11 protein-coding genes are annotated in these 21,106 nt (G+C 71.3%); 5 read left to right on the forward strand and 6 right to left on the reverse strand.

The features are described from left to right. Window positions 1-26: 26 nt before the first annotated feature. A complete protein-coding gene (locus ABIA38_RS36150; protein ID WP_424643189.1) occupies window positions 27-266 on the forward strand; it encodes an MbtH family protein in 240 nt (79 codons plus the stop codon). A 107-nt stretch (window positions 267-373) separates the two neighbouring features. Here ABIA38_RS36150 and ABIA38_RS36155 read toward each other — a convergent pair whose 3' ends face one another. Beyond that, entirely contained in the window at window positions 374-1,864 is a 1,491-nt protein-coding gene (locus tag ABIA38_RS36155) for a hypothetical protein (RefSeq protein WP_424643190.1), read from the reverse strand. Window positions 1,865-2,606: 742 nt separating this feature from the next. Between ABIA38_RS36155 and ABIA38_RS36160 the strand changes: the two genes are divergently transcribed. Continuing rightward, complete coding sequence (locus ABIA38_RS36160; protein ID WP_424643191.1) at window positions 2,607-4,103, forward strand: hypothetical protein; 1,497 nt, start codon at window positions 2,607-2,609, stop codon at window positions 4,101-4,103. A gap of 196 nt (window positions 4,104-4,299) precedes the next feature. Here the strand turns inward: ABIA38_RS36160 and ABIA38_RS36165 are convergent, their stop codons facing one another. From ABIA38_RS36165 to ABIA38_RS36175, 3 genes are all read right to left on the reverse strand, one after another. Next, window positions 4,300-5,826, reverse strand: coding sequence for an alpha/beta fold hydrolase (locus tag ABIA38_RS36165; protein WP_424643192.1), 1,527 nt, complete (start codon window positions 5,824-5,826; stop codon window positions 4,300-4,302). Between the two features lie 186 nt (window positions 5,827-6,012). Next, window positions 6,013-6,270, reverse strand: a complete 258-nt coding sequence (locus tag ABIA38_RS36170) for a ribosomal protein L7/L12 (protein WP_424643193.1) — start codon at window positions 6,268-6,270, stop codon at window positions 6,013-6,015. 182 nt (window positions 6,271-6,452) lie between these two features. Then, window positions 6,453-7,409: an alpha/beta hydrolase gene (locus tag ABIA38_RS36175; protein WP_424643194.1), complete on the reverse strand. Its 957-nt coding sequence runs from the start codon at window positions 7,407-7,409 to the stop codon at window positions 6,453-6,455. Between the two features lie 66 nt (window positions 7,410-7,475). On the opposite strand from ABIA38_RS36175, the gene ABIA38_RS36180 reads away from it, so the two are divergent. The 3 genes from ABIA38_RS36180 to ABIA38_RS36190 are packed head-to-tail and all read left to right on the forward strand — an operon-like array spanning window position 7,476 to window position 9,903. After that, window positions 7,476-8,492, forward strand: a complete 1,017-nt coding sequence (locus ABIA38_RS36180) for an Lrp/AsnC family transcriptional regulator (protein WP_424643195.1) — start codon at window positions 7,476-7,478, stop codon at window positions 8,490-8,492. Window positions 8,493-8,551: 59 nt separating this feature from the next. Then, window positions 8,552-8,974, forward strand: coding sequence for a hypothetical protein (locus ABIA38_RS36185; RefSeq protein WP_424643196.1), 423 nt, complete (start codon window positions 8,552-8,554; stop codon window positions 8,972-8,974). Next, window positions 8,869-9,903: an immunity 49 family protein gene (locus tag ABIA38_RS36190; RefSeq protein WP_424643197.1), complete on the forward strand. Its 1,035-nt coding sequence runs from the start codon at window positions 8,869-8,871 to the stop codon at window positions 9,901-9,903. Before ABIA38_RS36185 ends, ABIA38_RS36190 begins: the two co-directional genes overlap by 106 nt. A gap of 435 nt (window positions 9,904-10,338) precedes the next feature. Here the strand turns inward: ABIA38_RS36190 and ABIA38_RS36195 are convergent, their stop codons facing one another. Continuing rightward, window positions 10,339-11,541 (reverse strand): cytochrome P450, encoded by a 1,203-nt coding sequence (locus ABIA38_RS36195; protein ID WP_424643198.1) that lies wholly within the window; start codon window positions 11,539-11,541, stop codon window positions 10,339-10,341. A gap of 97 nt (window positions 11,542-11,638) precedes the next feature. After that, entirely contained in the window at window positions 11,639-21,061 is a 9,423-nt protein-coding gene (locus ABIA38_RS36200; protein WP_424643199.1) for an amino acid adenylation domain-containing protein, read from the reverse strand. Window positions 21,062-21,106: the final 45 nt, after the last annotated feature.

A 21,106-nucleotide genomic window follows, 5' to 3' on the forward strand; every position in this document is an offset into this window, starting at 1 on the left:
ACCGACGAGCGAAGACGGGGACCGACATGAGCGGCGACGACGAGGGCTGGAACGACCAGGAGGACGATCGCACCTACCAGGTGGTCGTCAACCACGAGGAGCAGTACAGTCTCTGGCCGGCGGACCGTGAACTCCCGGCCGGCTGGCGGGCGGAGGGCAAAACCGGCGCCAAAGCCGCATGCCTGGGACACATCAACGAAGTGTGGACCGACATGCGCCCCCTGAGCCTGCGCCGGAAGATGGACGAGGCCACCGCGAAGGGCTGACCCGGTCGCCGCCCTCGTGGGCGAGGTGGCACGACGAAACGCCCCGGTCGACGTCGACCGGGGCGTCCGGGGGGTGTTGGGGGTGTTGTCGTCTCGACTTTTGCTGGTCAGCAGTTGTCCGGATGGTTCCCCGTGACCGTGTCGCGGTCCAGCACCAGATCGGCGCCTATTCGCTTGAGGGAGATACCGCCGCATTCGCCGGCCGCGGTGTTGCCGGTGACCGTGCTGGTGGTGAGGGTGCTGTCGCCGGACTGCAACTGGTCGAGGCGGGGGCCGTATCCGCGAATGGAGATGCCGCCGCCATTGCGAGCGGAGGTATTCCCGGTGATCGTGGCCGAGGTGATGAGCAAGACCCCGCTCTTCCCGTCGCGCCAGATCGATTGCGAGATGCCGCCGCCGTCAGCGGAACTGCGATTGCCGGTGATCCTGGTGCCGGTGACGGTCAAGTCGCTGTATGTGGTCCTGATCCCGCCGCCGGGCCCATCCGAGGAGCGCCGTGCGTCGTGCCCGGTGGCGTTGTCGGTGATCGCGCCGCCGGTGACGATCAGGTCCGCGGTGGTTTCGATACCGCCCCCGGAACCGGGAGCACCGGTGTCTCCCGGGTGGAGATCGCCGGCGCCGCCCCGGCCACCGTCCCCGGAGAAGTTGTGGCACACCGTGGTGTCCTCGAGCCTGGCGCTGCCCGTGTTCAGGTCGAGTCCGCCGCCGATGCCGCCGCCGCGCCCGCCTCCGCCGTAGCCGCCGGTACCTCCCTTGATCGCGCCGCCCGCGCCGCCGGTCCCGGCGAGGTTGCCACAGATCACGCCGCGCACCACGGTGGTTCGGGAGCCGTCGCGCGCGGCGATGCCGCCGCCGCCCCCGCCGTCGTTCGCCTCGCTGTACTGGCCGGGATCTGCCACATCCGTTCCCTTCCCGCCCGTTCCGGCCCGGTTGCCGCCGACCGTGCTGTCCACCAGGGTCAGGACACCGGCGTCGATGGTGATGCCGCCGCCGTCCCCGCCCGGGCCGGCGGCCGTACCCGGTTGTGGCGGTGCGCCGCCGGTGCCGGCGGTGTTGCCGACGACGAGGGTATCGACGGCGGTCAGCGTGCCGACCGGACCGATGTAGATGCCGCCGCCGGATCCACCCGGGGCGCCGGGGGCGCCCGGGCCCGCGGCGTTGCCGGCCAGCACGACCCGGGTCAGGTTCAGGATGCCGGACGCCAGGATGCCGCCGCCGTTGCCGCCGGGTTCGGCCCGGCCGCCGGTGATGGTCAGGTCGGACAGGGCGAGGGTCGCGCCGTCGTCGTGCAGGATCCGGAAGTCGGGGGCGCCGTGTGCGCGGGTGAGGATCGCCCTGCTGCCGTTGATCGTCATGTTGGCGGTGATCGTCGGTAAGGGGACGGTCAATCGGTATGTGCAGTCCTTGGCGAGGGTCAGGGTGGTGTCGGGGTGGGTGTCGGCCGTGCGGATGGCGTCGCTGAGCCGTGCGGGATCGCACGGCACGGAGACTTCCGTGGCCGCGGCTGCGGTGGGTGGGGCCGCGACCGCAACCGCGGGTACGGTCAGGACGGCTGCGGCGGTTGCGGCGAGGAGGGTGGACACCGATTTCGCTTTCACACGGACCTCCTGGGTCATGTGTGTATCGGTAGTACGTGGCACGACCGATCCTGCCGGCGCGGCCGACCCCCGGCCTACGCCATTTCGGGTCACCCGGCCACGGGCCACACGACATCACCGAGACGGGCGGCAGCGACGCCGACCGAATGCCCGATCGTGGCTCGGCGAGCGGTCGACTCGACTGCCGATCCGCACCTTCGGCCTGCCGGTCGGCGAGGCACCCGAATCACTCGACGGCATGGTGGAAGCGCCCGGCCGGTGGCATTTCCCGTACTTCAACGACGAGATGGGTATCGGGGCGGCCGACGCGGCCGACACCATCCGCCGTGCGCACCGGCATGCGGCCGCTCGACGATGGCGACACCACCATCCCGTGGCCTCGTCCCGGACGTTCCGAACCGGCGTAGCGCCTCTCGTCCACGCTCCGGCCGAAGTGACAGGCAGTACCACGTACGACGACGCGGGGACCCATCTGTCCAGAGCCATCCGGCAGTTGCTCGCTCCGCCGCCGCTCGGCATGTCGATTCCCGCCACTCCGACGGGACTTCGCCCTGCGGTCCGAGAACGAATCCGTTCCCGAGTCGGCGGGCCGTCGGTGTTCCGGCGTCGCTGCCGCCCGTCTCGGTGATGTCGTGTGGCCCGTGGCCGGGTGACCCGAAATGGCGTAGGCCGGGGGTCGGCCGCGCCGGCAGGATCGGTCGTGCCACGTACTACCGATACACACATGACCCAGGAGGTCCGTGTGAAAGCGAAATCGGTGTCCACCCTCCTCGCCGCAACCGCCGCAGCCGTCCTGACCGTACCCGCGGTTGCGGTCGCGGCCCCACCCACCGCAGCCGCGGCCACGGAAGTCTCCGTGCCGTGCGATCCCGCACGGCTCAGCGACGCCATCCGCACGGCCGACACCCACCCCGACACCACCCTGACCCTCGCCAAGGACTGCACATACCGATTGACCGTCCCCTTACCGACGATCACCGCCAACATGACGATCAACGGCAGCGGAGCCACGCTCGCCCGCGAGGACCGCGGGACACCCACCTTCCGCGTCCTGCACGACGACGGCGCGGCGGTCGCCCTGTCCGACCTGACCGTCACCGGCGGCCGGATCGAAGCGGGCGCCAACGGCGGCGGCATCCTCGTCTCCGGCGGCGGTGCCCTGACCCTGACCCGCGTCCTGGTCAAGTGGAACTTCGCGGGCCCGGGTATCCCCGGCGCCGCAGGCGGATCCGGGGGCGGCATCTACATCGGGCCAGGCGGCTCGCTGACCGCCACGGACACCCGCGTCCTCGAAAACCGCTCCGGCGCCGGCGGAGTGCAGGTGGGGGCCAACCTTGCCGGCCACGGCGGGGACGGCGGCGGCATCGCCATGGACGCCGGCACCCTGACCCTGGTGCGCAGCACCGTCAGCGGCAACCATGCCGAGTATGGCGGACCCGGGGACGCGGCCACGGCGCCGGCCGCCAGTCTGCCCAACGAGGGCGGGAATGGTGGCGGCATCGCCGCGCGCCAGGCATCCCGAACCACCTTGCTGCACAGCACGATCTGCAACAACACCGCCGGGGGCGGCGGCTGGGCCGGCCCGCTCAAGGGAGGCCCCGGTGGTTACGGCGGCAACGGCGCCCGGGGCGGTCGTGGTGGTGGACTCGAACTGGAATCGGGCAGCGCGCAGCTCACGGAGACCTCGGTGTGCCTGAACGTCGCCGGCGACGGCGGCGCGGGTGGTCCCGGCGATCTCCACTGGGGCTTCGCCGGGGGCAGCAACGACGGGGGCGGTATCGACTCCACCGCGAACCTGGTCATCACCGGCGGCACGATCTCCGGCAACCGCACCGGGACCAACCCCACCCAGGACTCGGACGGCGCGGACGGTGGCGGGATCAGGTTCACCCGTAGTGCGCTGACCATCACCGGTGCCACGATCTCCGGCAACCAGAGCGCCGGCGACGGCGGCGGCGTCTCGCAATCGACGTATCGCAACGGCGGGGAAGCGCACTTCGCCATCACCTCGACCACCATCACCGGCAACGGCTCCGGGCACAATGGCGGCGGTATCTCCATTCGCGGATACGGCCCCCGCCTCGACCGGTTCGACCCCGACGACAGCACCCTTACCACCAGCACCGTCACCGGCAACTCCGCGGCCGGCGACTGCGGTGGCATCTCCCTCACCCGAAACGGCGTCGGCCTGCAGCGGGACCACGACACGGTCGCGAGGAACCACCCGGACGATTGCTAGCATTCCGGGTGGGCAGTGGGTAGTTGGTGGTTGTTGCACCTTCCGTGGTTGGCGGGCCGGCGCGGACCCGGACGATCGGGCCCGCCGGCCCGCCCACCCGGCTGCCGCCGCGCACCTCGTCGAACGTCGCGGGGGATGAACGCCGTTGGCGCCCGTGTGCCGCGCGGGAACAGCGACTCCCCCCGCCCCGCTCCCGTCAGTGCGCGGCGGCCGTGGGTGCCGGCGCCGGGCAGCGGGTGCCCGGGGCCGGTCGGTGGGCGTCGACCAGCGAGCGGGTCGTCACGGTCGCGACGCACGGGCTTTTGTCGATGGCGCCGTGCCCCCATGCCTCGGAACCGACCAGGACGGCGCCGGGAAGTCGCAAGGCCAGCGAAGTCGCCCAGGTATAGGGCGTGTTCGGGTCGTGCAGGTTGTTGACGAGGGTGATCGTGTCCGTCCTCGCCGGGTGGCCGCGACGGGGTGGGTTGGTCAGGGCCACGGGGTGGCCCTGGCAGGACATCGCCACGCCCCACGCGACGGGCGATCGACGGGTATGCGGAGCCGATCGCGCGAGGCGCCGTTCGGTCGCCGCGACGGTACCGGCGTCGCCCAGGTCCAACTGCCGATCCGAGCAGAACATCTTCTGGTCGTAGCCTACCCAACGACCGTTCAAGGAAGGGCTGTTCGGCGACACCGGATGCGGCGGCGCGGCGTCCATGGCCGCGAGCAGGTCGGCGAATCCGGTCCAACCCGGGAAGGCGAACGCCCGTTGTGCCTGCCGGACCAGGAAGTCGGGGGTGACGCCGTTCGCGGGCGTCGCCGGGTCGTACAGGGTGCCCGCCTCGGCCCGCGCGTACAGGTCGTCGAAGACCGTCCCGACGTCCCGCCCGTGCAGCGCGCACCGCGTGCTCGCGCCACACCAGGCGGCGAATCCGGCGAAGGAGTCCTCGACCGCCGCCGCCGATGTGTCGAGGTAGCCCCGGACGTCCTGGGCGTGGTCCAGGTTGCTGTCCAGTGTCATGGCGCGGATCCGCCCGGGGAACAACTCGGCGTACTGTTGGCCGATCAACGTTCCGTACGACGCACCCCAGTAGGTGAGTCGGCGGTCGCCCAGGGCCCTGCGCAGCGCCTCGACGTCGCGAACAATGCTGCGGGTGTCGACATGGTCGTACATCGAACCGGTGAGCGCGCGGCAGTTCGCGGCCATCCGGCGGTTGTAGTCCACGAGTTCGGCGTATCCACGGTCGGTGCCCGGGTCGCCGGCGGGTTGGCGGCCCAGCGCCGGCATGTCGCACGTGATCGGACTGCTGCGGCCGAAGCCGCGCGCGTCGAACCCGACAAGGTCGAAGCGCGCGCGAACCTCCGCCGGGAAGACGTCCGTTCGCCTGCCCACCACGGCGTCCACACCGGATTGGCCCGGGCCGCCGAAGTCGGTGACGAGCGAGCCGATCCGCGCGGTCGCGTCGCCCGCCCGGCGCCGCGCGACCGCCATGTCGAAGGTACGGCCGCGCGGGTGCGCCCAGTCCATCGGCAGCGTCAGCGTGCCGCAATCGGCGCTCGTGTCCTCGGCGCAGGGATGCCAGTCGATCCGCCGGGTCGCGGCGGACCGGTCCGCCGGGGGAGTCGACGCGGCGGCGGTCGGGGTGAGGCCGAGGACGCCCGCGACGCCGAGACCGACGGCGAAACCGGCCGATCGGCGCCGCCGCCGATCGGGACGCGAACGGGTGGCGAAGAACGAAGTCATCAACGAACTCCCGTGCCTGGCAGGTCGGTTGAGAAACGGACGCGGCCACGGTGGCAGGTTCCCAACGCCCTGCGAATCCGCGTTCGTCGCCGACCCGATCCACTAAAGGCGATGCCCGCCGGCGGCGCTCCGAGCGCTCGGACCCACCCGATGCCGCGTGGCCCGCGGGCCGGACCGGTGACGTGCTCAGCGTCCCCGGGTCAGTTCGTCGATGGCGTCCTTGGCCTCCCCGAGACTCAGGCCCGTGCGTTCGCGGTAGAGCTTGATCGCCTGGATCTTCCGGCCCGCGCGCACGGCCTGCATCACGTCGGGCATCGTGCTCGGGTCCAGGCTCCCCGGCGGGTAGGCGATGCCGAGGTAGCGCAGGATCGTGTCGACCTTGTCCTCGAGTTCACGCAGCCGTACGCCCAGCTCGGCCGCATCCATTCCATGCATGTCGTCCATGACGCCGAAGGCTACCGACATACACCCGCATCTCCCGGCGCTGGTCGGGTCGTTCGGCCGGCCCCGGCCCGGGACGCCTGGTGGCGGAGGTGGGTCGCAAGGTCCCGGGCCGGTGTGGTGGCGAGTCGGGTGAGGAACACGCGGCGTGGGGTGCCGCCGCACAGGTCGGCGGGTGATTCGTCTCATTCGGGGTCGCGGGGAATCAGATGCTTCGTCAGGAACGAGATCTCCGCCGCGACGGCCTGTTCGTGCGACTCGAGGAACGGGGCGTAATGGCGGCCCGTCAGGTGAAGCACCTCCGCTGCCGGCGCGTTTTGGGCGGCTCGGACGGCGGGGCCGGGGAGCGTGCTCTGGTCCTGGTCGCAGACGACCACCAGCAGCGGGCAGCGGATCCGGGAGGCATGGCGGCCGGGCCGGTAGCCGCCGATCCGCAGGGCGATCCGGGCGGCGACCGTCTGCTCCCAGTCGGTGTGGCGACGTTCGGGATCCAGGGCCCGGTCGCCGTCCATGGCGTCGGGTGTGGTGAGCGAGGCGACCGTGCCGCGCGCTCCGGCGGTCGGAACCAGCAGCGGCGGCCGTCCGGCGAGGCCGCCGAGCGCGTCCGCGACGCCCCGGCCGAACAGACGCAGCGCCGCCCGGGGGGTCATCGCGCGCAGCGCGTGCGGGGCGATCGCGCGACCGTCGACCAGCGGGGTCTGGGCGATCGCGCAGGCCAGTCGCGGGTGGTCGGCCGCGACCCGGAAGACGTGGCCGCCGGCGAGCGAGAAGCCCCAGAGCGCGATCCGGTCCGGGTCGACGTCGGGCAGCCCGGCCGCGTACTCGATCGCGGCGTGCCAGTCGGCGACCTGCTCGTCGAAGCGGACGATCTGGCGCGGCATGCCCCCGCTCTTCCCGAACCGTCGGTGGTCGAAGGCCAGGACCGCGAAACCGGCGTCGTTGAACCGTGCGGCGAACAGGTCCGTGGCCGGCTCCTTCGTCACCGAGGTGCCGCCGGCCATGATCACGCAGCCGCCGTTGGACCCCGGATAGTGCCAGGCGGCACACGAGGTGTCGCCGCTGACGAAGCGTACTTCTTCGCGTTGCCGGAACGCGGGCACATGGACCTCCGTGGTGAATCCGATGTTCTCGGGGGATGCCATCCATGCTTGGGGCGAGGTCCCCGAAATGGGTTCCGTGCGGCGCCGGAATGGGCGAAACTCGCCTTCATGGCAAGCGCATCGGCGGATTCCGTACTCAGTCCCCTGGATCAACGGCTGGTGGCCGCTTTGCAGGTGGACGGCCGCGTCACCGCGGAGCGGGCGGCCCACGTGCTGGGACTCAGCCCCGCCACGGTGCGCCGCCGGCTGCACGCGCTCGGCGCCGACGGCACGGTGCGCGTGGTGATCTCACCGGTCGCGCGACCGCGCAACGGTGGCTCGGCCGGGGCACTGTTCCTGCGCATCCGGGTCCTGCGGGGAAGACTCGACCCGATCGTGGCCGCCCTCGCGGCGCGCGAGGACATCCCGTTCATCGACGTCACCACCTCGGGTGACGAGATCTTCGCGGTCGCCCGTACCGAGCCGGGTTCACGCGACCCGCTGGTCTTTCGTCAACTGCCTTCCACCCAGGCGGTGACGTCCCTGGAGAGCGCCACGATCCTGCACGTCTTCCGGCTCACCTCCGAGTGGCGTCACCAAGTGCTGACCACGTGCGAACGCGCGGCGCTGAGCCCGGCCGAACCGGTGCCCGGGGCAACCGCGTCCGGTTCCTCGAGCACCTACGGCATCGACGCCGACGCGCTGGAACAGTCCCTCGTCGACGCCCTCACCCCCGACGCGCGCCTGACCTCGGCGGCCCTGGCCGCGCGCACCGACCACCCGGAAAGCACGGTGCGCCGTCGCCTGGCCCGACTGGCCGCGCAGGGCCGGCTGATCACCCAGGTCCTGGTCGACCCGCGCCGCCTCGGGTTGCCCATCGAGGCCAAACTCCTGCTGCGCGTGGCCCCCGACCATCTGGCCGCCGCCGGGCGGGCGTTGGCCGACCACCCCTCGGTGCACGGCGCGTTCGCGACGTCGGGACCCTCGAACCTGCACGCGGCCGCGTACTTCCCGGACCTGACGGCCCTCTACGGCTTCCTCTCCCGGGACCTGGTCGGCCTGGGCATCACCCACGTCGAGACGGCCATCGTCAGCCGCGCCGCCAAACGTACTCCCGCGCCGGGCCGGCCGGTCCCGTCTAGGTGAGGCGTCCTCGCCGCGGGCCCCGCGTCGAGGCGTCGGACACGGCTCATAGGGTCGCAGGCGTGAACGTACGCCCTCCACATGCCACCAGTGTCCGGATCCTCACCGACGCCGACGTGGAGCGTGCCGGGCCGGCGGAACTGGGCAGGGCGGCGTACACGAACCTGATCCGCGTGCCCGTCGAGCACGACGAAGTACCGATCGAGGGACGGGCGTTGCTGCACACCGTGTACGGCGACTCGCCGTTCGTGGCGAGCAAGGCGCTGTTCCTGGACGAACTGGCCCGGCAGGTCACCGGCGAGTCACTGCCGGACACCGGAGCGCTGGTCGTCGTGCCGACCCGGCACCTGCCGGCCTACCACCCGATCGCCGACGGTCCGTGGTCGACGCCGTCAACGACCTTGCCGCGTACGCCCTCGGTGCCCACCAGGACGGGCCGGGCGCGCTGTCCCCACGGGTCTACTGGTGGCATCGCGGCGGCCTGAAGTCGCTCACGGTCATCGACGACGACACCCGCAACTTCTCCATCGCACCCCCGCCGGACCTGCTCGGGCTGATGAAGGGCCTGGTCGGCCTCGACCGCGCCGGCCGGCTCGCCACCCGCGCCCCCGCCGAGGTGCCCGACGCAGCCGAACTCACCCGCAGCACAGCCGAGGCGATGGCCCGCCTCGCCGACGACCCGGCCGGACTCGGTGACGCCTTCGCCTCGGCCCTGGCACTCGCGCACGCCCATTGCGCCACCGACCCCGAAGTGGGGGACATCGACACCTGGAACGCCTGGGCCACGGCCGTGCAGCTCGGCTCCGCGCTGTTCACCGGCGCGCCGGCGCAGGAATGCCACCTGGGCGAGGACCTCGTACGGTTGCTGCCGCCGATCCCCGCCGCGCCGCCCGCCGACGCCCGTGCCTGGCTCGACGCCTTCTACCTCGCGATCACGTGCCGCGAGCGGGGCCGGGCCGACCGGCTGTGCCGGGTACCGCTGGACGTGCTGCGCCAGGACGTCTCCGTCGACGCGTACGTCCTGCACTGGATCGACACGCTGCAGGCGTATTGGTCCCGGCGCCCCACGGACGAGATCGTGGAAAAGTTGCTCGCGACCATCGAAGCGTCCCAGCCCGAGACCGTGACCCACGCGCCACGGGACTTCCTGAACCGGATCGACTACCAACCCATCGCCCTCTTCCATCGCCTGCTCACGCGCGACCACGACGCCTTCGCCGAGGTCCTCGCCGAAGCCGTCGCAGACCACGGCGCTTACTGGCACGACTCGACCGCGCCGCGCGCCCGGGCGGCCCTCGGACCGCTCGCGATGGCAAGCCTGGCCTACGACTTCGACTTCCCCGTCCCCGAGAAGCAGCCGTACCTGCCCACGTACCTGCTCAACCGCGAACGGGTCGAGACGATCCCCGCCTGAGACCCGTCGGGGCGTGTTTGGCGTGGAGGTGAAGTGCCGCCCCTCGCTGGCGAGTTCGGGCTTCCGGGTGAGGCGGGCGCTGCCGCGCGGCAGGGTGGTGCCACGACTGTGCGCACCACCTCGCCGTCGGCCGCTGTTGCCGCTGGTGCGGACCTGATCGCGATCGGGGATGGCGTTTCCGGGGCGGCTTCGATCGCCCGGGGTGCCTCGGTGGAGGCGCCCGGACGCCCCGCGGCGTCCTCGGGACCCGGTCGAACGTCGGCGGCTACCTGAGCCGCCCCGGCATCACCACCTGATCCCGCAGCGCGTCGAGACACACCGAAGCGGACGCGGCCCTTGCCCTCGCCCGACGACGCGTCGACGTCGCCCGGCTCCCGATCCGCGACGGGCGCCGCCACCCACGCGGACTCCCGGACATCGCGCGGCCCGACGACCTCACTCGGAGGTGACCAGCGTCAGGGACTTCACTCCCGTCAGGTCCGTCGACGGCAGGAACGTGGGCGGCTGTTCCGGGTCCGCGCGCAACACCGGGAAACGATCGAGCAGGATGTCGAGCGCGATCCGTCCCTCCAGGCGGGCCAGCGGGGCGCCGATGCAGAAGTGGATGCCGCGACCGAAACCGAGGTGCGGGTTGGGATGGCGGCCCGGGTCGAAGGTGTGCGGCCGGGCGAAGACCCGCTCGTCGCGGTTGGCGGCACCGAGGCGCACCGCGACCACCTGGTCCTTCGGGATCCGCTGCCCGGCGATCTCCACGTCGGTCACGGTGGCCCGGTGCACAGTCGAGAACGGTGTCAGGTAACGCAGCGACTCCTCGATGGCGCTCGGCAGGAGCGAGCGGTCGGCACGCAGGCGCGCCTCGATGTCCGGCTCTGCGTCGAGGCACAGGAGCGTGTTGCCGATCAGCATCGTGGCGGTGACATGCCCGGCGAAGAGCAGCATGGTGGCGAAATTCGCGACCTCGGTGGGGCTGAGGCGCTGCCCGTCGACCTTGGCCTCGGCGAGTTTGCTCAGCAGGTCCTCCCGGGGCGTACGCCTGCGTTCGTCCGCCAGGTCGCCCAGATAGGTCTGCAATCCCCGGGTCCGCCGCAGGCTGTCCTCGATGTCGCGCTGCTCCTCCTCGGTGGGCTTGAGCGACACCTGCTGGGCATTGTCGAATATTTTGTCCACCCAGCCCCGGAACAGATCCCGCTCATCTGCGGGCACACCGAGGAGTTCGGCGATGACGATCACCGGCAGGGGGTACGCGAGGGCCGACACGAGTTCGACTCGGTCGCCGCCCGACACCTCGTCGAGGAACTCGTGGGTGAGGGTGGCGATCCGCGGCGCAAGATCGGCGACCGTCTTCGGGGTGAAGGCACGATTGACCAGTTTGCGCATCTTGCCGTGGAACGGCGGGTCCATCTGGGCGATGTTTCCCTCGAACGCGCCGCCGACGTCCAAATTCGTTTCTGTGAGGAACACCCGTAAGGTGTTGGACGAGTACGTCGCCGGATCCTCGAGAATCGCGAGCGTCTCGGCGTGACCGTAGACGTTCCACAGACCCGTCGGCTCGTCGAACCGCACTGTCTCCTGCGGCATTCGGCCGTGGATCCAGAAGCGGCTCTCGTCTACTCCCCACTTGGTGGCGAGGTTGGTCATGGTGGTTCCTCTCCTTCGATGGTTCGTCGAATCGGTTCCAAAGAGCGATGTCACGAGACGGATCGTCCGGACCCGGCCAAGTCCGTACCGTTCCCCGTCACTCCCGCTCCGCCAGCTTGCGGACGATGACGCTCATGATCTGGCCCGCAGGTTTGGGCATGTGTAGATCGTGGTGCGTGGCGTCCACGTCGTACTCCTCGACGGAACCGAGGACGTACGATCGCCAGCCGGACCCATAGGACGCCTTGCCCTCGTCCTTGTCCAACCTCGCGTTGAAATACAGCAGATCACCGCGGTAGACCGGCGATTCGAAGGTGGCCATCAGGTTCTGGTTGTTGGCCCCAACCCTCGCCATCCTGCCCAGGAAGCCGTCCATGTCGTCGGTGTTCATGAACTCGTCGAGGACTTCCTCGACATCCGCCCGGTACATCGCCGCCGTCCGGCCGGCCACCTGCTTGAACGGGCTCTCCGGGTCGGGGGTCGCCGGTGGGGCGTCCAGGACGGCCAGGAGGGCGACCTGATGCCCACGCGGGTCCAGCGCCGCCGCGACGGCGTGCGAGATCGGGCCGCCGAAGGACCAGCCGATCAGGTGGTAGGGCCCTTCCGGCTGGATCTTGAGGATCTGGGCGATGTAGTCCTCGACCATCTCCTCGATGGACCCGGCCACCGGTTCCGTGCCGTTGGAGCCGCGGGACTGCAGGGAGTAGGCGGGCCGGTCCAGGTAGGGCGCGAAGGTGAAGAACGCCCAGCCGAGGCCGCCCCCGCCGTGGAAGAACCACACCGGCGGCTTCCCCGTGCCGGGGTTCAGGTTCAACGGCAGCACGACGTCGTACGAGTCGACGCGGGCGTCGGGAGTGCCGCCGGCGAGCACCAGCGCGCCCAACTCGGCCACCGTGGCGTGCTCGACGATGCTCCTGAGGGGTATGTCGACGCCGAACTCCGTGCGGATGCGCGCGCCGAGCCGGGTGGCCAGGAGCGAGTGCCCGCCGAGCACGAAGAAGTCGTCGTCGATACCGATCCGGTCCAGGCCGAGCAGCTCGCCGAAGAGGGAACACAGCCTTTCCTCATGGGAGTTGCGCGGCCCGGGGCTGCTCGGGCCGACCGTATGCGGCGCGGGCAGCGCGCGCCGGTCGAGTTTGCCGCCCGGAGTCGACGGAAGCTCCGAAAGCGGCACCACGGCGGTCGGGACCATGTACTCCGGCAGCCGTTCGCGCAGGTACCGGGGCAGCTCGACCAGCAGCGGACCGAGCGCCTTGGCCAGCGCCGGGGCGCTTGGCCGGGTCCGCCGGGCCGGCGCGCCGGGCACGAACCCGCCGGAGACGGCCCGCCGTTCGGGCAGCAGGATCGCGTCGAAGCCGTGGGCGATCTCGCCGGACCAGGTCAGGACCACGTCCCGGCCCTGCTGCGAGGCCCATGCGGCGAGGTCCTCCGGGTCGAGCGGACCATGGGAGTGTGCGGCCGTACGTCCTGCATCGATCGAGGTCGCCGTGGCGACCTCCGCGACCAGGCGGGCATTGGGTATCCCGGTCACGCGTACCGGTGTGCCGTCCGCGCGGTCCACGACGCCGGCCAGGCCGGCCAGGTCGGACACCTCGCGGCCCCACGGCACGGCCGGCACCGCGGTCAGGTCGAGCAGGTCGGCCGCGTCCTTGTGCAGCACGACCTCGTAGCGGTGCCGGGTCAGCTCGTTGTGTGCCCGGCCGGGCTTCAACCGGATATCGACCCCTACGGAACGGTTCGCCGCCCACTCCGCGAACCACTCGGGGGCGACCACCAGTTCCCGCTCGGCGAGCAGCGCCTGCTCCACCGACGCGCGCACCTCCTCGCGCGAGGCCTGCGGCTGCGCCGCCCGCTCCACCGCGGTCAGCAACAGCCGCAGCGTCGTGGCGTTGCGGACGTCGCCGACGATCAACCGCCCGCCCGGTGCGAGGAGTTCCATCGCCTCGCGCAGCACCCGGTCCAGGTATTCGACACTCGGGAAGTACTGCGCCACCGAGTTGAGCACCACCGTGTCGAAGCCGCCTCGGGGCAGCCCGGAGACGTCGTCGGCCGGCTGCACGCTCAGCCGCACCCGGTCGCCGTGGCCGGCCCGCTCCACCTGCGCCCGGACCCGCTCCACCACCGCGGCCGAGACGTCCGTGGCCCAGTACTCCTCGACCTCGCCGACGATCCTCGCGAGCAGCAGACCGGAACCCACACCGATCTCCAACACCCGCCGCGGCGCGAAGCGCACCACCTGCGCCACCGCCGCGTCCCGCCACTCCCGCAGCTGCTCGAGCGGAATCGGCTCGCCGTCGTACGCCGACTTCCACAGCCGGAAGTCCTCGCCCCACGCCTCGTCCCCGGGATCGGCATAGGTATCTTCGTAGACTCGGCGCCATTCGTCCACGTGCGCGTCGGCATCGGCCACCGCGGCATCCGGGTCGGGCACCACGTACGCCACGAGGCGCTTGTCGCCCTTCCGGTCCTCGCGCACCACGACTGCCGCCTGCGCCACGCCGGAATGCTCGGCGAGCACCTGCTCGATCTCACCCGGCTCGATCCGGAATCCGCGGACCTTGACCTGGAAGTCGGACCGGCCGAGGTACTCGATGTGGCCGTCCTTGTTCCACCGCACGACGTCGCCGGTGCGGTACATCCGAGCCCCCGGCGCGCCGAAGGGGCACGCCACGAACCGGTTCGCGGTCAGCGCGGTCTGCCCGAGGTAGCCTCGCGCGAGCTGCACACCGGCGAGGTACAACTCACCGGTGACCCCGGGCGCGACCGGGCGCAGCGCCGCGTCGAGGATGTACACCCGGGTGTTCCAGATCGGCGCGCCGATCGGCACCCGGTCCAGGCCCGGTGCGTGTTGCCAGGCGGTGACCTCGACCGTCGCCTCGGTGGGGCCGTACAGGTTGTACACGGCGCAGTCGGGCAGCAGGCCGGCGACCCTGTTCGCCGACGCGGCCGGGAACGCCTCGCCCGCGACCACGAGCCGACGCAGGCTCGTGCACTCCGTCGCCGAGGGCTCGGTGATGAACGCCTCAAGGAGCGAGGGCAGGAAGTCTGCACCGGTCACCCCCTCCCGCCGGATCAACTCCGCCAGGTACGCCGGATCCCGTTGCCCGTCCGGACGCGCGATCACGACAGTGGCACCGATCTGCAGCGGCCCGAACAGCTCGGGCACCGACACGTCGAAGCTCACCGAGGTGCCGAGCAACACCCGGTCCTCGGCCCCGACCTCGAAGTGCGCCAGACCCCACTCGAGCCGGTTCATGATCGACCGGTGCGACACCTGCACGCCCTTGGGGCCGCCGGTGGAGCCGGAGGTGTGGATGACGTACGCGGCATTGTCCGGTGACAACGACCGCTCCGGATTCGTCGACCGGTAGCCGGACACGTCGGGAAGCTCGTCGTCGAGCACAAGCAGCGGCTTCGCGCTGTCGAGCAACTGCCGTACCCGGGCCTCGGGCAGGTCGGTGTCGATCGGCAGGTACGCCGCCCCCGCCTTGACCACCGCGTAGATCGCCACCACCAGATCCACCGAATGCGGAATCCGCACCGCGACCAACTGCTCGGCGCCCGCGCCCTGTTCGACCAGCCAGTGGGCCAGTCGGTTGGCCCGGCGGTCGAGTTTCCGGTAGGTCAGCGTCTCCTGCTCGCCGATCAGCGCGACCCGGTCGGGGTCGCGCGCCACCTGGGCCTCGAACGCGCCCGGCAGGGTGTCCGCGCCCACCGGATGCGTGGTGTCGTTGACCCGCCGCACCAGCCGGTCGCGTTCGTCCTCCGACAGCACCTCGACGGCACTCACCGGCAACCGCGGATCGCCGACCAGCTGCTCCAGTGCCCGGACGAACCGAGCGGCCATGGCCTCGGCGGTGTTCCGGTCGAACAGCTCGGTCGCGTACTGGAGGTCGCCCCGGAGGGCTCCCGAGTCGTCCGCAGCCATGTTGAACAACAGGTCGGTCACCGAGGTCGAGGTGAGTTGCTGCTCGAACTCCACATCCAGCCCCAGGAGTTCGAGCTTGCGCCGCTCGAAGTTCTGCCAGGAGAACATCACCTGGCACAACGGCTGGTATGCCGCGGAGCGCTCGAGGTCGAGGGCTTCGACCAGCGTGTCGAACGGTACGTCCTGGTGCTCGTAGGCGGCCAGGGCCTTCTCCCGTACCCGTACGAGCAGGTCGGCGAACGACGGATCGCCCGAGAGGTCCACCCGCAACACCTGCGTGTTGACGAAGAACCCGACCAGATCGGCCAACCCCTCGTCGGTACGCCCGGCGATCGGACCGCCGATCGTCACGTCCTCTCCGCCGCCCAACTTGCCGAGCAGCACGCCCAACGCGGCCTGCAGGACCATCGCCACGGTCATCCCGCGCTCGTCCGCCAGCCGCTGCACCCCGACGGCCACCCCCGGTTCCACCACGACGTCGACCAGGTCGCCCTGCGAACCCCTCGCGGCGGGCCGCGGCCGGTCCAGCGGCAGGTTCAACGGCTGTGGCACCCCGGCCAACTCCGCACGCCAGTACTCGACCTGCGCCGCGACCACACTGCCGGGGTCCGCCACGTCGCCGAGCACCTCGCGCTGCCACGACGCGTAGTCCTGGTATTGCGCCGGCAACGGCTGCCATCCGGGCGCCCGACCCTCCCGGCGGGCGGCGTAAGCCTCGGCCAGGTCCCGGGCCATCGGCGCGCCCGAGCTGCCGTCCGCGGCGATGTGGTGAACGATCAGGACCAGTACGTGTTCCTCGGGGGAGCGGCGCAACAGGGTCGCCCGGAACGGGATTTCGGCCGCCAGGTCGAACCGGTGCGCGACGGCCTCGTCGATCGCGTCGGACTCGCCCTCGCACGCCACCTCGACCACCGGCACCCGCACCTGTGCCGACGCCTGCGCGGCCGACAGGATCCGCGGGTGGGGCTCACCCTCTTCGTCCGTTACGTACGTGGTGCGCAGGATTTCGTGCCGGTCGACCACATCGCGGATCGCCGCCACGAGCGCGTCCCGGTCCAGCGGCCCGGTCAGCCGGAACACCGGGGAGATGTTGTAGGTCCCAGCCCCCTCCTCCAGGCGGTGCAGAAGCCACATACGACGTTGGGCGAACGACAGGGGAGCCGCGGCGTCCCCTCGCGTGCGATCACGCGGTGCGAACCGGGGGCGGCGGGGAACGGCCGATTCCGCAGACCACGCGGCGAGCCCGGCCACCGTCGGCAGGTCGAAGACCTTGCGGATGGGAATCTCCATCCCCAACTCGGTGCGGGCGCGGTTGACCAGCCGGGTGGCCAGGAGCGAGTGCCCGCCGAGCACGAAGAAGTTGTCGTCGATGCCGACCCGTTCCAGGCCGAGCAGCTCGCCGAAGAGGGAACACAGCTTTTCCTCGCGGGAGTTGCGCGGCTGTCGGTTGCCCACGGTGGTCGTGTGCGTCGCGGGCAGCGCGCGCCGGTCGAGTTTGCCGCCCGGAGTCGACGGAAGCTCCGAGAGCGGCACCAGGACGGCCGGGACCATGTAGTTCGGCAGGCGCCCGCGCAGGTATTCGGGCAACCCGGCCAGCAGCGGGCCGATCGCCTTGGCCAACGCGGGGGCGTTCGCCCGGGTCCGCCCGGCCACACTGCCGGGCAGGAACCCGCCGGAGACGGTTCGCCGCCCGGTCGGCTGTCCGGGAAGCAGCACCGCGTCGAAGTCGTGGACGGTCTCGCCGGACCAGGTGAGAACCGCGTGCCGGCCCTGTTGCCGCGCCCATGCGGCGAGGTCCTCGGGGTCGAGCGGCCCGCGCGAGGGGCCGGCCGTACCTCGTGCACCGGTGGACGTCGCCGCGGCGGCCTCGGCCACCAGGCGTGCGTTGGGTATCCCGGTCACGCGTACCGGTGTGCCGCCCGCGCGGTCCACGACACCGGCCAGGCCGGCCAGGTCGGACACCTCGCGGCCCCACGGCACGGCCGGCACGCCGGCCAGGTCGAGCACGTCGATCGGTTCCTTGTGCAGCACGACCTCGTAGCGGTGTCGGGTCAGCTCGTTGTGTGCCCGGCCGGGCTTCAACCGGATGTCCACCCCGACCGAGCGGTCCGCCGCCCACTCCGCGAACCACTCGGGGGCGACCACCAGTTCCCGCTCGGCGAGCAGCGCCTGCTCCACCAGCGCCCGCAACTCCTCGTGGGACGCGTGTGGATGTGCCGCACGCTGCACGGCGGTCGCCAGAAGTCGGAGTGTCGCGGCGTTACGGACGTCGCCGACGATCACTCGGCCGCCCGGCGCGAGGAGTTCCACGAGCTCGCGCAGCACCCGGTCCAGGTACTCGATGCTCGGGAAGTACTGCACCACGGAGTTGAGTACGACGGTGTCGAAGCCGCCTCGGGGCAGCCCGGAGACGTCGTCGGCCGCCCGGGCACCGAGCCGGACCCGGTCGCCGTGGCCGGCCCGCTCCACCTGTGCCCGGACCCGCTCCACCACCGTGGCCGAGAAGTCGGTACCCCAGTACTCCTCGACCCCACCGACGATCCTCGCGAGCAGCAGACCGGAACCCACACCGACCTCCAGCATCCGCCGCGGCGCGAACCGCACCACCTGCGCCACCGCGGCGTCCTGCCATTCGCGCATCTGGTCGAGTGGAATCGGTTCACCGGTGTAGCTGGAGTTCCAGCCCCTGAAGTCCGCCCCCCACGCCTCTTCGCCGGAATCGGTATAGGTGTCGTCGTAGAGGTTGCGCCACTCGTCCACCTGGGCGTCGGCATCGGCCACCGCGGCCTCCGGATCGGGCACCACATACGCCACGAGGCGCCGGTCGCCCTTTTGATCCTCACGCACCACGACCGCCGCCCGGGCCAGAGCGGGATGCCCGGTCAGCGCCTGCTCGATCTCGCCCAGCTCGATCCGGAACCCGCGGATCTTGACCTGGAAGTCGGTCCGACCGAGGTATTCCACCTGGCCGTCCCCGGTCCACCGCACCAGGTCCCCGGTGCGGTACATCCGCGCCCCGGCGGGGCCGAACGGGCAGGCCACGAACCGCTCCGCGGTCAACCCGGGCTGCCCGAGGTACCCCCGCGCCAGCCCGACACCGGCGACGTACAACTCACCGGCCACCCCGGGCGCGACCGGGCGCAGCGCCGCGTCCACTATATACACCCGGGTGTTCCAGATCGGCGCGCCGATCGGCACCCGGTCCGCGCCCGGCACGTGCTGCCATGCGGTGACTTCGACGGTCGCCTCGGTGGGGCCATAGAGGTTGTACGTGTCGCAGTGGGGCAGCAGTTCGACGAATCGGTCGGCCAGCGCGGCCGGGAACGCCTCGGCCGCGACCTCGACCCAGCGTAGGCTGGTGCACTTCTCGGCCGAGGGCTCGGCGACGAACGCCTCGAGCAGGGAGGGTACGAAGAACGCGCTGGTCACCCGCTCCCGCCGAATCAGCTCGGCCAGATAGGCCGGATCCCGCCGCCCGTCCGCGCGGGCGACGACGACGGAAGCGCCCATCTGCAGGTTGGCGAACAGCTCCGGCAGCGATGCGTCGAAACTCGCCGACGAACTCAGCAGCCCCCGGTCCTCGGCCGTGACGTCGAAGTGCGCCAGACCCCAGGCCAGTCGGTTCATGATCGACCGGTGGGAGACCTGTACGCCCTTGGGGCCGCCGGTGGAGCCGGAGGTGTAGATGACGTACGCGGCATTGTCCGGCGAGAGCACCCGCTCGGGGTTCGTCGACGGGTACGCGGAGACGTCGGGCAGGTCTTCGTCGAGCACGAGCAGCGGCCTGGCGCTGTCGAGCATGTGCCGTACCCGGTCCTCGGGTAGCTCGGTGTCGATCGGCAGATAGGCCGCACCGGCCTTGACCACCGCGTAGATCGCCACCACCAGATCCACCGAACGCGGGATCCGCACCGCGACCAACCGCTCGGCGCCCGCGCCCTGTTCGACCAGCCAGTGGGCCAGTCGGTTGGCCCGCCGGTTGAACTCCCCGTACGTGACCGTCTCCTGCTCACCGATCACCGCGACCCGGTCCGGGTCGCGCGCCACCTGGGCCTCGAATGCCGCCGGCAGGGTGCCTGCGGCCGACACCGGGTGCGCGGTGTCGTTGACCCGCCGCACCAGCCGGTCGCGTTCGTCCTCGGACAGCACGTCGATGGCACCGACCGGTACCGACGGATCGGCGACCACCTGCCGCAACACACGCACGAACCGGTCGACGATATCGGCTGCCGCGTCCGGGTCCAGCAGGTCCTGCTGGTACTGCAGGGCCATCTGCAACTGCGGGTCGGTGGCGGCGGCCAGCAGGATTGGGTAGTGCGAGCCCGCGAGCGGGCGTACCCCGGTGATGGCGATGCCGGCCGTGGAGTTGGCGTCGACGATGGCTTCCCGGTCGACGGGGAACGACTCGAACACCACCATCGTGTCGAACAGTGTGTTCAGTCCGGTGGCCTGTTGGATGTCCGCGAGGCTGTGTTGGTGGTGGTCGAGCAGGGCGGCTTGGCGGTCCTGTAGGGCGATGAGCAGGTTGGCGAAGGTGTCCTGCCGCTCGCAGCGCACCCGGACCGGGACGGTGTTGATGAACAGTCCGACGATGTCGTCGACGTCCTTCACCGCGGGCGGGCGCCCGGACACGGTGGCGCCGAAGACGACGTCGTCGCGCCCGGTCAGATGCGCCAGGAGCACGGCCCAGGCGCCCTGCACGAGGGTGTTGAGCGTGACGCCGAGCCGGCCGGCCAGGCGCGAGAGGCCGTGTTTGTCCTCGAACTCCACTTCCAGGTTCCCGATCCCGGCGGAATCGTGCCGGGTTCCCGCGTGCGGCACGAGCAGGGTGGGTTCCTGTACGTCGTCGAGTCCGGCCGCCCATGCCCGGGCCGCCTCATCCCGGTCCTGCCGGACGAGCCAGGTGAGGAACTCGCCGTAGTCGCGGGTCGCGGGCAGCCCGGTCGGGTCGCCGTCGGCGGCGTAGAGGAGGAGCAGATCCCGCATCAGCAAGGGGGTGGACCAGCCGTCGAAGAGCACGTGGTGGGCGGTCAGCACGAGTTCGGCCCGGCCCGGTTCGAGGGCGGCGAGGGTCAGTCGGATCAGTGGTGGGGTGTCGGCGTGGAAGTGGGTGGCCCGGTCCTGTTCGAGGAATCGCTCGAAGGTGTCGGTGCGTTCCGCCTCGTCGGCCGCGGTCAGGTCCAGGTACCGCCAGGGCAGGGTCGCCGTCTCGGGGATCACCTGCACCACGTCGCCGTCCGCCCGGTTGACGAACGCCGCACGCAGGCCCGCGTATCGCCCCAGCAGCGCCTGCCCGGCCCGACGCATCTGCTCCGGATCGACCTCGCCGGACATGTGGAACACCAACTGCATGTGGTAGGCGTCGAACTGCGCCCCGGCCAGCAGCGTGTGGAACAACAGCCCCGACTGCGCGGGGGTCACCGGCCACACCTCGGCCAGCTTGCCGAAGCGGGTCTCCCAGGTGTCGATCTCGTCCCGGCTCACCTGGACGAGTGGTGCGTCGCCGGGGGTGAGTCCGCCGGCTTCGGGGGTGGCGGCGTGCCGGGCCAGGGCGCCGAGCGCCTCGACCCACAACCGGGCGAGTTCGCTCACGTCGTCGCGGGAGAGTACTCCGGTGGGGAAGCCGAAGTACGCGGT

This window comes from Embleya sp. AB8 (genome assembly GCF_049739465.1).
GTDB lineage: Bacteria > Actinomycetota > Actinomycetes > Streptomycetales > Streptomycetaceae > Embleya.